The sequence below is a fragment of the Idiomarina sp. genome (genome assembly GCF_048265525.1).
Taxonomy (GTDB): domain Bacteria; phylum Pseudomonadota; class Gammaproteobacteria; order Enterobacterales; family Alteromonadaceae; genus Idiomarina.
The window spans coordinates 108744-122215 of the sequence record NZ_JBLXBI010000003.1 but is presented as its reverse complement, the minus strand read 5'-3'; the positions used below and the strand labels follow the sequence as shown (position 1 = coordinate 122215).

At 48.7% G+C, this 13472-nt stretch carries 14 protein-coding genes; all 14 read left to right on the top strand.

The window, feature by feature from the left end; translation table 11 throughout:
- Nucleotides 1-67: 67 nt before the first annotated feature.
- The 14 genes from ACN0TF_RS08185 (at nt 68) to ACN0TF_RS08120 (ending at nt 13457) form a co-directional block, all read left to right on the top strand.
- A complete protein-coding gene (locus tag ACN0TF_RS08185) occupies nt 68-892 on the top strand; it encodes a hypothetical protein (RefSeq protein WP_417441532.1) in 825 nt (274 codons plus the stop codon).
- A complete protein-coding gene (locus tag ACN0TF_RS08180; RefSeq protein ID WP_417441531.1) occupies nt 880-1416 on the top strand; it encodes a hypothetical protein in 537 nt (178 codons plus the stop codon). Before ACN0TF_RS08185 ends, ACN0TF_RS08180 begins: the two co-directional genes overlap by 13 nt.
- Nucleotides 1409-2236 (top strand): hypothetical protein, encoded by an 828-nt coding sequence (locus ACN0TF_RS08175; RefSeq protein ID WP_417441530.1) that lies wholly within the window; start codon nt 1409-1411, stop codon nt 2234-2236. The genes ACN0TF_RS08180 and ACN0TF_RS08175 overlap by 8 nt, the downstream gene beginning before the upstream one ends.
- Complete coding sequence (locus ACN0TF_RS08170; protein ID WP_417441529.1) at nt 2233-3516, top strand: type IV pilus secretin PilQ; 1284 nt, start codon at nt 2233-2235, stop codon at nt 3514-3516. Before ACN0TF_RS08175 ends, ACN0TF_RS08170 begins: the two co-directional genes overlap by 4 nt.
- Nucleotides 3517-3653: 137 nt before the next feature.
- Nucleotides 3654-4187, top strand: a complete 534-nt coding sequence (aroK, locus tag ACN0TF_RS08165) for a shikimate kinase AroK (protein ID WP_011235696.1) — start codon at nt 3654-3656, stop codon at nt 4185-4187.
- A gap of 18 nt (nt 4188-4205) precedes the next feature.
- Nucleotides 4206-5279 (top strand): 3-dehydroquinate synthase, encoded by a 1074-nt coding sequence (gene aroB / locus ACN0TF_RS08160; protein WP_417441528.1) that lies wholly within the window; start codon nt 4206-4208, stop codon nt 5277-5279.
- A 45-nt stretch (nt 5280-5324) separates the two neighbouring features.
- Nucleotides 5325-6917 carry an AAA family ATPase gene (locus ACN0TF_RS08155; RefSeq protein WP_417441527.1) on the top strand — a complete coding sequence of 531 codons (1593 nt, stop codon included), beginning with the start codon at nt 5325-5327 and terminating at the stop codon, nt 6915-6917.
- Nucleotides 6918-6998: 81 nt separating this feature from the next.
- Nucleotides 6999-7871 (top strand): Dam family site-specific DNA-(adenine-N6)-methyltransferase, encoded by an 873-nt coding sequence (locus ACN0TF_RS08150; protein WP_114982334.1) that lies wholly within the window; start codon nt 6999-7001, stop codon nt 7869-7871.
- Complete coding sequence (locus ACN0TF_RS08145) at nt 7868-8320, top strand: GNAT family N-acetyltransferase (RefSeq protein WP_417441526.1); 453 nt, start codon at nt 7868-7870, stop codon at nt 8318-8320. Before ACN0TF_RS08150 ends, ACN0TF_RS08145 begins: the two co-directional genes overlap by 4 nt.
- A gap of 11 nt (nt 8321-8331) precedes the next feature.
- Entirely contained in the window at nt 8332-9108 is a 777-nt protein-coding gene (locus ACN0TF_RS08140; RefSeq protein ID WP_417441670.1) for a class I SAM-dependent methyltransferase, read from the top strand.
- A complete protein-coding gene (locus ACN0TF_RS08135; protein ID WP_417441525.1) occupies nt 9092-9583 on the top strand; it encodes a peroxiredoxin in 492 nt (163 codons plus the stop codon). The genes ACN0TF_RS08140 and ACN0TF_RS08135 overlap by 17 nt, the downstream gene beginning before the upstream one ends.
- Nucleotides 9583-10764, top strand: a complete 1182-nt coding sequence (locus ACN0TF_RS08130; RefSeq protein WP_417441524.1) for an NAD(P)/FAD-dependent oxidoreductase — start codon at nt 9583-9585, stop codon at nt 10762-10764. Before ACN0TF_RS08135 ends, ACN0TF_RS08130 begins: the two co-directional genes overlap by 1 nt.
- A 222-nt stretch (nt 10765-10986) precedes the next feature.
- On the top strand, nt 10987-12246 hold the full coding sequence (locus tag ACN0TF_RS08125) for a CynX/NimT family MFS transporter (RefSeq protein ID WP_417441523.1): 1260 nt from the start codon (nt 10987-10989) through the stop codon (nt 12244-12246).
- Nucleotides 12247-13028: 782 nt separating this feature from the next.
- The gene (locus ACN0TF_RS08120) at nt 13029-13457 is read left to right on the top strand and encodes a hypothetical protein (protein WP_417441522.1); all 429 of its coding nucleotides are present in this window, start codon (nt 13029-13031) and stop codon (nt 13455-13457) included.
- The last annotated feature ends 15 nt before the right edge of the window (nt 13458-13472 follow it).

The following is a 13472-nucleotide window of genomic DNA, read 5'->3' as shown; positions in this document are numbered from 1 at the left end:
TTATGGAGGATTTTTGTTCACAACACTACGCTTGCATCTGGCTTTTCTACAATAAGGATATTGTCTAATGTCATTACTTCGACAACAACCACTTGCTGTGCAAATTAATCGTGAAAATTGTCTGGTTTTACAATTGTCCCGCCGGGGTCGGCATTTTGTTGTCGAACATTTTTCTCAGCAGCACCAGAGCAGCTTAACCGACAAGGGTTTAAAACCGGACAGCATTGTTTCGGCACTGGACTACAGCGCCACCCACTATCAGAAAATTCCGTTAGACAATAACCAGCAGGTTGAAGAGCAATTACTAGAAAAGTTACCGCCCCAGTTAAAACGCAATACCGGCATAAGTTACGACTATTTCACCCATAGCCATGGGAACGAGGCCGAGGCAGTTATTGGTCAGCGTTCAGCACTGGAGGATTTATTGGTATTACTGGCACCACTGAAAATGCCGGTGCAGGTGGTTGAACCCGTATATCAGTCAGTAGTACGGGCAGCTAATGCGGTTTTGCCTTACCTTTGGCCTGACAATGCCGAGTTCGAAACCAACATGGCGTGGGTAGTCGTTGAGCTTCGTCAGCAACAATCCATTTTGCTTTATTGTAAAAACGGCGTCTTTCAGCGGCTCGACTATGTCGACACCAACAATCTAGTGAGTCTTTTGCTTAAGGCTCAGCTTTCTCATCAATTCAGCTGGGTAATGAGTTTTGGCGATAAAGCCATTCAGTCGCAACTTGAACGGCAACTTTCTAATCAGCAACAACTGAAGCATCTGGCGCTTTCTACGGCCCCCTTTTTCCAGAACAACGTTGCCCCCATTATTTCAGCCCTGGACAACGAGCTAGTACTGCTGGGGTTAGCTTTGCGGGGGTTCAGTCAATGGCATCGCTAAACCTGTTGCAGTGGCGGGAACAAAGCCTATGGCTGCGCTACCGCGCGCTGCATTGTCTCGGTATTCTCTTGCTGCTTATTGTCAGCATTTTATCCGTGCAATGGGTCATTTCTTATGAGAGTTACCTGAGCAACTTAAAGCATCAGCTGGCGGAGCAAAAGCTGGTATTGGAAGAGCAGAATGCTCAACTAAAACGCTGGCAGCTTTACCAAAAACAGCAACAGTTGCAAAAAACCTTTATCCACCGAAAACATACTAGCCGCGAGATGCTCAACGCATTTTACGCTCTGCTTGAGCGAACACAGCACCAACTCCGGCAGCGCGAGCTTTCCCTTAGCCATTCACAAATGAAGCTCACCGCCGTCTACCAGCAGATACAGCAGGTCAATAAACAGTATTTTTGGCTGGAAAAGCAGTTAGTGAAACCCGGACTAAAGCAGCAACTATTGCCTCAGCAAGGTGTGGTGTTCTCCTACACAAGTCCTCAGAAAAACGCGGACAGCGGAGCTGAACCTAATGGCTGAATCACTTAAAAAACCGCTGTGGTCATGGATCGGCGCGGTTCTGCTTTTCACGGCGGGGGCTATTGGTATCAGTTACTTTCTTACCAGCTATCAGGCAAGCCAACTAAATGAGCAGCTTCGGACACAACAGAAACAACTGCAGCAGTCCGTTCCCGTGGTTCCGGAGCAAGCCGAGTCGGTTGTAACGGAGCACCCAGAAACGGATGTTTCCACTTTATTAACGCAGGCAGCAAGGCAACACAGTGTCGACCTTTATTATCAACAAAGCCCGGAAAACGCCGAACAGTGGCTGGTTGGTGTTAACGGGACTTACCAGAACGCGCTGCGGTTGGTCGCCTCTGTCATGCAGGCACAGCAGGAAATGCGACAACCGTTTCCATTTACGCAGACACTAAAGTGGCGGGACACTGGGGAAAACGGCGGCAAATTAAGCTGGCAATTTCTCTGGTTAGAAGCCGAAAGCCCTGCACCCTCAGAACTTAGCACTCATTCGTTGTTTAAATCAGACTTTCCGGACGTTATCGCAGAACCTATAAAATGTTTGGGCCAACCTGAGCAACCAAGCGATATTCGCATTAATGACTGGTCGCTAGTGCAATTAATTGCCACTCAAACCTCTCCGGTTAAAAAAGCTCTGCTGAAAATACCGGATCAACCGCTGCTGACACTCGAAGAAAGTAGCTGGATAGCTGATCCGCTCATGCAGTTGCAAGGCGTTAATGGCGAATACGCCGAATTTCAGTTTTGGGAAAAGCAAGCGGGATGCTGGTCAGCAAAGCCGCTGAAACTCCATTTAACTAAGGACAGTTCCTCACAATGATACCAACACGACTCTCTTTTTATGTCTTTTTGCTGCTGGGTATTCTGAGTTTCCAGCCCGTGTCGCCCGTCTATGCAGCCGACAAGAACTGGCAAAGCCTGCTGAGCGAACAGCAGCGCTTACAACCGGTGTCACTCAACACCCGTAAAATGCCGCTACGCGAGCTCATACAATTATTGGCGGATCAGCATCAACTGAACATATTGATGACCGACAACGTGAAAGGCGAGTCCAGCCTGAAACTGAATGGTGTCGCATGGCAGGACGCGTTTGCGACGTTAATCGAAAGCCATAATCTCGCTATTCGTCTGCAGGGATCTATGCTGCGCATTGATGTTGCCGGTCAACAAACCGCAGATAGCAGCGAGTATCGCTCTATTTTACTCAGCGTTAACTTTGCAAAAGCCAGCGACTTAGCCAAGCTATTAAAGAGCGAGCAGCAGAGCTTTCTGTCACCTAACGGCGCGGTGAGTGTCGACGAACGTACCAATACACTAATAGTAAGGGACACACCAGAGCAGTTGGACTCCATACGTCAGTTAGTTAATGACCTGGATGTTCCGGTTAAGCAGGTGCTGATTGAAGCCCGGATGGTTACCGTAAAAGCCAATGTCAGTAAAGAACTGGGCATTCGCTGGGGCGTTTCAGAATACGGTCTGGCGATACCCGAAGACGCAGGCAGTTTTGTCAAAGGCATGCAGGTAGACTTGCCTACCGCCGCACCCGCCGGCACTTTTTCTGCTAATTTAGCGCGGCTGAGTGACGATATTCTATTGGATCTCGAATTAACCGCGCTGGAGCAGGAGAACAAAGCGGAAATTATTACCAGCCCGAAAATTTTCACGTCGAACCAACAGCCCGCCTACATAGAGCAGGGCACCGAAATACCTTATGTTGAGACTGCTGCACACGGTGCTACCGCCGTGCAGTTTAAAAAAGCGGTTATGGGCTTAAGCGTTACACCGCAAATTACACCCAATAACCATGTTCTAATGGAGCTGACCATTACTCAGAACACGCGCGGCGATACCGTTGCCACCCCAACCGGCCCCGCTGTTGCTATCGACACTCAGGAAATGTCCACCCGTGTGCTGGCAAAAAATGGCGAAACTATCGTTCTGGGCGGAATCTTTCAGGAACATAACTTGAATGATGACAGTCGCGTCCCCATCTTAGGGTCGCTGCCATTAATCGGGAAATTGTTCTCTCATCAGCAGCAACGCGATGAAAAGCGGGAACTTATGATTTTTGTAACACCAACGATATTGCCACAAAGTTAGTCCAAAAGCCGATTACTATTGCTAAAGTGGGCTCAAGTTGCGATAATCGCGCTTCTTTTCGTTGGGTTGGGGGACGTCTCCAGACACTCCGGATTCGTGAGTTACAGCTAATTTTAACCAATGATGTAAGCAGGAATATGGCTGAGAAACGTAATATTTTTCTTGTTGGGCCCATGGGGGCTGGCAAAAGTACGATTGGCCGTCAAATCGCCAGACAATTACATTTAGAGTTCTACGACTCAGATTCTGAAATTGAGCGCCGCACAGGTGCCGAAATCAGCTGGGTGTTCGAGCTTGAAGGTGAAGAAGGCTTTCGTGCACGCGAAGAAAAAGTGATCGAAGAGCTTACCGAAAACATGGGCATCGTCTTAGCGACAGGTGGCGGCTCGGTCATGAGCAAAGAAAGCCGTAACAGGTTATCGGCTCGGGGTGTAGTGGTGTATTTAAAGACCCCTATCGAGAAGCAGTTGGCTCGTACCCAGCGTGATAAACGCCGGCCTCTAATTGCTGAAGCTGAAGACCCACGCAAAGTGCTTGAAGAACTGGCACAAGAGCGCGATCCTTTGTACGAAGAAATTGCCGATATTACGGTGCAAACCGATGAGCAAAGTGCAAAGTTTGTGGTCAACGACATTATCGAACAGCTTGAGTCCATTAACGGTCTTGGGTAAGTAACAGGAGCTGCGTTCATGGCTGAGGTTAACGTCTCTTTAGGTGAACGCAGCTACACCATCTACATTGGTAACGCCCTGTTACCCAACTATGTAGAGCGCCTTCCGCACAAACTGAATCAACAACTGCTGGTCATCACCAATCCGACCATTAGTCAGTACTACCTTAAGCCGTTATTAAAAAGCCTTGCCGGTCATCAGGTAAAAGTGTTTGAAATGCGCGACGGCGAGCAGTTCAAAAGTCTGGACAGCTATGCCGAAGCCATGGATATTCTGATAGACGCAGGTTTTAACCGCGACTGTGGCATCATCGCCTTAGGCGGCGGTGTGGTAGGTGATTTAGCCGGCTTTGTGGCGTCAACTTTTCAACGCGGTGTCGATTTTTACCAAATTCCGACCACTTTATTGTCGCAAGTTGACTCTTCCGTGGGCGGGAAAACGGCGGTTAATCACCCCCAGGGCAAAAACCTGATTGGCGCTTTTTATCAGCCTAAGTCGGTGGTTATCGACATTGACTGCCTGCAAACCCTTACTGAACGTGACTACCGCAGCGGTTTAGCCGAAATCGTAAAATACGGAGTTATCTACGACGCCGATTTTTTCCAATGGCTGGAACAACATACCGAAGAATTAAATCTGCAAGACCCGGCCGCACTGACCTACGCTATTCAACGCAGTTGCGAAATTAAAGCCGAAGTTGTGGCGTTAGACGAGCGCGAAAAAGGCCTGCGGGCATTGCTGAATTTAGGTCACACCTTCGGCCATGCCATTGAAGCCGCCACCGAATACGGCGCATGGACACACGGCGAGGCTGTGGCTGCTGGCATTATAATTGCATCTAAGCTGTCAGAAGTGACACAGCGGCTCAATTCGTCAGATTTTCGACGCATTAAAGATTTACTGCTGGCACTTAGCTTGCCAACAAAGGGTCCGCAAATGCCCTGGCAGGACTGGTTAGATTACATGCAGCGCGATAAGAAAGTAAAAGACGGTCAACTGCATTTTGTTCTTCCGGTTGCTATTGGTCAGGCTGAAGTTGTCAGTACTGTAGAACACAATACCGTTGCTGCTGTGATCACTGAATGTTGCTAACGCCAACGCGTTATCTCTATTCGGCTGACAGACAGGAACAGACAGATGCAAGCACTTGCAAGCCCACAACATATTGTTGCCGCGCCGGTAAAAACGAAACCGAGCCAACAGCAGGTTATTGACCAGCTACACGAGCAGTGCCAGCAGAGCGTGTCGCTTATTATGCTGCACGGTAAAGAAGGCAGCGGCAAAACCACCATTGCTGAAGTCTTTCTTGAACAAGCATCGGAATACGCTGAAGTCGCTTTTATCAGCGCCAACGAGCGCTCTACCAATGACCGCCTCCGCGCACAAATTCTGAACCAGCTGTTTGGCACTATCAGCATTAACGACGAGTCGTTAAGTCGTCAGATTCAGCGCCAGCATCCGCTAAAGCACGCCATTGTTGTTATTGATAACGGCGAACAGCTATCCGAAAGCTTTATGGCCGAATGTATTTCTACCGTTACCCAACTGAGTGCCATTGGTCAGCGCACCAGTATTATCATTACCGGAGATAGTCGCTGGGCTCAACAGCAGCGCCCTGCACCGCACTTGCGGGTGCAGGGGCCAACCATGATAGAAGTCCAGCCACTGAACCACGACGAACAAATACGTTTTGTGCAGGCGTTATTACCAGAAAAACAGCGCAGCTTCTGGAACCTGGAACGCATTCAGCAATTTTTAAATTCCATTCATGGGTTTCCCGGAGAAATTCAGCAACGTCTGCAATTTACTCTGACCACTCAGGCTGCCCGTTATCGCGATACCACGACAGACGAGAATTCCCACAAGAATGCCGACGGTAAAGACGCAAGCGAGCAAAGCAAAGCAAAACATAGCCCGGAACAAAACAATCGTCGGAAAATGCGCCTTTGGCCCATTATTTTAGTGACAGTGGTTATTAGTCTGGCTTTTGCCGGCTTTTTGAATAAAGAACAGTTAACCGCCTATTGGCAGCAAGTGAATCCTGAATCAGCGGCACCGGCAGAAACGACCGCAAGAGACGCTGCAAACAACACGACAGAGAGCGCGGCTGAAACAACAGCAGAAGCAACAGAGCAAGCCGCCAGCCTGCCAAGTTTTGAGCCTTTAACCGAGCGTTCATTAGAACTGGTTCCTGCAGAATTAGCGGCGTCTTATCGGAACGCTCTGGGAACATTGAATACTGTCGCTGCCTCTGAAATATCAGAAGGCGAAATCTCACTTGGCTTCATAAAGCAACAACAGCCACAGGAAGCAGAGCCTGTCGGAAAGTCTAACGAGCAGTCGGCGGCCGAGGCAGGCATTGATACCGTTGTAGCCCAACCAGAACCAGAAGTTAAAGCAGAACAACCTGAGCCGCAACCGCAACAGCCCCAACGTGCGCTACCGTTCCAGACCCAATGGGCGCTGGATCAGAGCTCAGGCAACTATACGCTGCAAATCAGCATTATTAGCGACCCGCAGCTACTGCGCAATTTCCGTAACGACTACGGTATTGCCGCTAATACCCAGGTTTACCAGCGTGCCGACCAACGTTATGTGGTTATTTTTGGCAGCTACCCCAGCATTGAACAAGCACGTGCAGCCGCCACGCAGTTGCCAGCTGAAGTGCAGCAAATGGAACCCTGGGCGAAGTCGTTTGCCAGTGTACAAAGCGACATTAATAGCCAGTAGCGGGACGAATCACGCAGTCAGCAATTTTCATCCCCCGGCCTTTGGGTTACAATCCGCAAAGGATAAACCAACGGCCGGCGCATGAAGAAGAATCGGGCATTTTTAAAATGGGCAGGCGGTAAGTACTCACTTATCGAGCCGATAACAGCACGCTTGCCGCAAGGTAAAAAGCTCATCGAGCCTTTTGTGGGCGCCGGTTCAGTCTTTCTGAATACCGACTACGACAGCTACCTGCTTAACGACATTAATCAGGACCTCATTACCCTGTATCAGTTTGTGAAGCGCCGTCCGAAAACTTTTATTCAGGACGCCCGCAAACTGTTCGTTGACCGTAACAACCAGGCCGACGCTTATTACGCCCTGCGCGCCGCCTTTAATGCCAGTAGCGACCCTTACTTTCGCTCTCTGCTTTTTCTGTATATGAACCGCCACGGCTACAACGGCCTGTGTCGTTATAACAGCAAAGGCATTTTTAACGTGCCCTTTGGTGACTACCGCAAACCTTACTTCCCGGAAAAAGAGCTCGAGCATTTTTCCGAGAAAGCGCGCAAAGCCAAGTTTATTTGCCGTCCATTTGAACAGGTTTTTCGACGTGCACGACAAGGCGATGTGATTTACTGCGACCCACCCTACGCACCGCTGGACCAGACCTCTAACTTTACCAGCTACGCCACCGGTGGCTTTGGCCTGACCGATCAGGACGAGTTAGCTCGCCGCGCGGTACAGGTTGCAAAGAAACGCCATATTCCGGTACTGATCAGCAACCACGACACCGACCTCACCCGCGCCTTGTACAAGCACGCCGATATCAGTAGCTTGTCGGTTTCGCGCAGCATTAGCCAAAAAGGCGACGGCCGCAAACCCGTGGCCGAGCTGCTCGCCTTATATGATAGCGAAGTCAATAAAAGCAACGTGGTTTCTCTTAGCAACTCATTGAAGAAAGTAGGCACATGAACTGGCATTTAAAAGCATTTAACGACCTTTCACTGCATGATCTGTACGACTTACTGAAACTTCGGCAGGAAGTTTTTGTGGTAGAGCAAACCTGTCCTTACCTGGACGCTGACGGCGCCGATGAGCAGGCCTTACATTTGTACGCCCGCAACAATGCCGATGAAATGATCGCCTACGCCCGGCTATACCTGGCCACCGCCGATACCGGCTATTCTCGTATTGGTCGGGTAATAACCCACGAGAAAGTGCGAGGTCAGAAGCTGGGTGTTGAAGTCATGCAACGCAGCATCGACTATCTTGAAGAATATGCCCCCAAAGCCCCAATTCGGGTAGGCGCACAGGTTTATCTGCTGAAGTTCTACCAAAGCTTCGGCTTTGAAGCCATTAGCAACGAGTATCTGGAAGACGATATTCCACACATTGATATGCAACGTAAGGCCGCACAGTGACAGCCGTAGTCCTGGTTCCCGTTCTTGCAGGCAGCGATGCTGAAACCGTTGAGGCAAAAGAGATTGCTAAGTGTTGGAGCCTCCCGTCTGAAGCCACCGATAGTGACGTTTTTCAACTGTGGCTGAACGACGATGTACTAGCGCTGCATTGGCTGCAAAGCCCACAAAAAATGTCACCTTTAGTGGTCGACTTTCATCAGGGCAAAGCGGCCTACCGTGCTCAGAACACACAGTTAAAAAACGAAGCAATTGCTAAAGCAGCTGGTGTCACCGGGCAGTTTAAGCCATCGGTTGTCGACGGCACCGCCGGCCTTGGGCGAGACGCCTTTGTACTAGCCGGGCTAGGTTGTGACGTTCAGTTAATTGAACGCCATCCGGTTGTCGCTGCACTGCTCGACAATGGCCTGCACAGAGCCCAGCAGGAAGCCGACTTCATTGGCGAAACCTGCCAGCGCATGCATTTAATCGGAACCGACAACTTATATACGGGTAAAGGCTTCACCCACGACCCCGACGTGGTTTATTTAGACCCCATGTACCCAAAAACCGGCAAGCAAAAGGCACAAGTGAAAAAAGACATGCAAATGTTCCAGCAGTTAGTCGGCAGCGACGAAGACGCTGATACTTTGCTGGAACCCGCCATCGCCCTGGCCAAATACCGAGTCGTAGTTAAGCGCCCGAACAGCGCACCTTTTCTGGCCGGGCGTGAACCAAACAGTCAAATTAAGAGTAAAAAACATCGCTTTGATGTTTATATAAAACGAGGTTTTCATGAGTCAGCAAATTAAAGAAGGCGATAAAATTCCATCAGGTTCACTGACCAGCAAAGGTGATCTTGGCATTCAGAACTACGACCCGGCAGAGATATTCGCCAAAGGCACGCACGTACTGTTTTCAGTGCCTGGCGCGTTTACTCCGACCTGTTCGGAGAAACACCTGCCCGGCTACGTAGAGCACGCCGAAGCATTAAAAGAAGCGGGTGTTCTGAGCGTTAACTGTGTGGCTGTAAATGACGCCTTTGTTATGAAGGCCTGGGGCGAATCTTTAGGGATCGGAGAAAAGGTTCGGCTATTGTCTGACGGCAACGGCGCATACAACCAGATAATGGGCCTTAGCATGGACACCGGTAACTTCGGTGGCATCCGTTCTAAGCGCTACGCCATGATTATTACCGACGGCCAGGTAAAAGCTGTGTTTGTAGAAGAGGACAAGTCCTTTGAAGTGAGCAAAGCCGAATACATACTGGAGCAGTTGCAGAAATAATGTCGAACTGGGATGTGATTATTATTGGTGCCGGCGCGGCGGGGTTGCACTGCGCCGCTCATGCCGCACAGCGCGGTAAGTCGGTGCTGGTATTGGATCACGCCAAGCAGGCGGGCAAGAAAATCCTGATTTCCGGCGGCGGCCGCTGCAATTTCACCAATATGTACGCCGGCCCCGAGAACTTTCTGTCTTCCAACCCGCATTTTTGCAAGTCGGCACTCAGCCGCTACACCCAGTGGGATTTCATTGGCCTGGTGGCTGAATACGGCATTGCCTACCACGAAAAAACCTTAGGTCAGTTGTTTTGCGACGACTCCGCCAAAGACATTGTGCGCATGTTAATGAGCGAATGCGACCGACACGGAGCCAAAGTTCAGTTACGCACCGAGATTGTGTCAGTAGACTACGACGACAACTACCGCATTGAAACCAGCCGTGGCGACTATAGCTGCGATAAACTGGTTATTGCCTGTGGTGGGTTATCTATGCCCAAATTGGGCGCCACCCCGTTGGGGTATCAAATTGCCGAACAGTTTGGGCATTCCATTGTGCCGGTACGCGCCGGTTTAGTGCCTTTTACTCTGCAGGACGACGAAAAGGCCCGCTTTGCCGAGCTTTCAGGTGTGGCCGTCCCCGTAAGCGCAGAAGCCCACGACGGCTATTTCCGAGAAGCCATGCTGTTTACCCACCGTGGCGTCAGCGGACCGGCCATTTTGCAAGTGTCTTCCTACTGGCAACCCGGCGAAGCCGTTACTATTAACCTGCTACCCGACTTAGACGCCTTTGAGTGGCTGAAAACACAACAGCAGCAGCAACCCAAAACCCAGCTTAATACCGTATTACAGCAACACTTCCCCAAACGAGTGGTGACCGCATTAGCAGAGCACCACCAATGGCCGCTGAACAATAAACTGGCCGACACCTCTAACGCACAATTTCAGGCCATAGCCGACAACCTTAACCACTGGCAGCTAAAGCCCAACGGCACCGAAGGCTACCGCACCGCCGAAGTTACCTTAGGCGGTGTAAACGTCGACGAAGTCAGTTCCAAAACCATGGAAAGCCAGAAACAACCCGGCCTGTACTTTATTGGCGAAGTGCTGGACGTAACCGGCTGGTTGGGAGGATTCAACTTTCAGTGGGCCTGGAGTAGTGGTTTTGCTTGTGGGTCGGAGTTGTGAGCAGTTATAGTAAAGAGACAATGGGTACTGTATTAACCCATCTGCGACGTGTCATTGAGTCGGACTGCAATTAAGCCAGAAACCAGAGTTTGCGTTAAAAATTTTTTATATCGGGCAACAGGTTCAACTGTTGCTCGCGCATATTTAACCATACTCAAGGGTTTCGTAACCCATAAAAGCGTCTTAAACTGATAACATGAATCTTCGGTTTAAGACGCTTTTATGGGACAAGTCTCAGGCATCCGCTTTGCGCTTACAGGCGCCACACTTATTGCCATAAGCTTTGGTTTAGCTCGTTTCGCCTTCGGTTTGTTTGTCCCGCAAATACGTGCTGACCTAGAGATCAGCGCTAATACAATCGGTGTTATCGCCGCACTTCCCCTTATAAGTTTCGTTTTTATCAGTTTAGTGGCTCCTTTAGTTACCAAATATTTTGGTGCACGTAACACGACAGTGTTATCTGCTTTGTTTAGTGTTCTCGGTCTGGCTACAGTGAGTCAGGCAACTGGCCCCATAAGTCTCGGCTTAGGGGTATTCGCTTGTGGTATATGCACTGGCTTAATGATGCCAGCTTTAACTTCAGCCATGCAGGCTTTGGTCGACCGCTCCATCCATGGACGGGTCAGTTCAGTAATGAATGCCGGCACAAGCATTGGCGTCGCGCTCTCTGTTCCAGCTGTATTATTTTTAGTTGGGGCGTGGCGCTACGCCTATTTATCATTCACGGTAATAGCCATTATTGGTGTTCTTCTTGCCTGGTATTTAATTCCTTCGGTTTCCAGGCTTACCCCATCAAATGCAGCGCCACCACCTAAAATCAAAGCTAGACAATGGTGGCGTCTATTAAAACTATCTTTATTTGCTTTCACCATGGGCTTTATTGCTTCAGCTTACTGGACGTTTGGGCCGGATTTAGTCACCAATTTGGGCTCATTATCACCTCAACAAAGTGGTTGGTTATGGTTGGCCTTAGGTATTGCAGGTTTGGGTGGCGCTATTATTAGTGATTTGGCCGATAGAAATAACCCGGCTATCACGCATGCACTAATGCTGATGATGCTAACAACCAGTTTGACTCTATTAGCCGCCAGCCCAAGTCAAATCTATCTTGCCGTGTTTTCAGCTTTGATCTTCGGCTTGGCCTACATGAGTCTAACCGGGCTGTACTTGATGACAGGCATTCGTTTATTGCCGGGCCGCCTGTCAATAGGACCTGTGCTACCCTTTGTAGCTTGTGCCTTAGGTCAGGCAGCAGGGTCGCCTATTATTGGCTTACTAGTCGGTGAATTTGGCTATGCCGAGAGCTTTTCTATTTTTGCAGCGGTGGGCGTTCTTATCGCACTAATATCACCATTTTATCCCGGCCATACTGAACATGAAGGTGACATACCTGAAGAGGAAACGGGTCTTCAAGCAGCGTTTGATAATCAGTTGCAAGATGAGGAAGGCGAGCCTCTAGAAAGCAATAGTGCCGAACAGTGAGGAATTTTTCTGTCAACCTTGAGCGAGGATCGGACGCGACTATGTCCTAAGAGTTTCAGGACTCAATTTTCTTTCTTTTATTAGGCATAATTAAAAGCTTCCATACCCAATAACCGGAGGCTATGGCGTAAAGCACATTTTTGCCAAAAAACATCCAATCAAAACCTGTACTCGGCCAGTAAAAGACAATATTCACAATAGCCACTACAAAAATTATTGAGCAAACAATAGCAAATAAAAGAAGAAAAGATTGTTTCAAAGAAGACATAGAAAGACGTCCTTGTTCACTACGAAAACTGAATCTACGATAATTTTTTTAACACTAAAAGACAAACCAGCCACTAATCATGATTATCCGTTTCCCGTTCCGTGTTCCAATCTTCTGCCTTTGGCACCAAATAGCCAGTCCGCCATGAGCGAGGACTGGACCTTAGAATTTTGCCTAACTTAATTGGCTCTTTGGCCCTCTATCATTAGTAAGCTTTTTGGCGGGCGAATTAGGCACGACTCTTTTCTCTCTGCGTTATTGCGCGTTTTTTATTGCGGTGTGTATTTAAGTCTTTTACTATCAATTACATAATGTTGGGCATTGTGTGCTCGTTAGAATATAATTGAGCATGCTCACATTAATTTGGCTTATTTAGAGCGTTTCATGGCTGAAATCTTTTTTACCTTAGTAATTTAAAGCTAGGTAACTACTTATTCAACGAGTGACAAAGTGAGCACGCACAATTAACAGGTGTCAGCTCCCTGTTAATTGATTTAAATTCAAAGGAAATAAAATGAAAAAAATATTACTACCAGTGGCAATAACAGCGGTACTTTCAGCCTGTGCAAGCGGAGTAAAAATAAACAACTATTCAGAATCATTTTCCAGCTTTAAAACAGGTTCAAACAAAGAGGAATTTTGCGCCCAAAACGTTAAACCCGGGAGCTTCAAAGAGGAATGCTTACATCAGCTAATCGTTCACGAACGAGCTACAAAAGCCTGCAGTGAAACAGCTAATGTTCAGTCGTGTATGCGCCTCAATAAAAACTTATGGGAACAAGAAATGTTTAAAGCTCGCTCATTGTTGGAAGGTTTTGCTTTTCACACAGACGGCGAAGTTGACCCTCTAAATTTGCATAAAAACCTGCTATCGATTGCACCTAAGTTCGTTCTTAAATGCTCTGATGGAAGTGGTAACATAAAAGCCTGTGCCTCACAGTAGTTTGCAGAGAAGCTA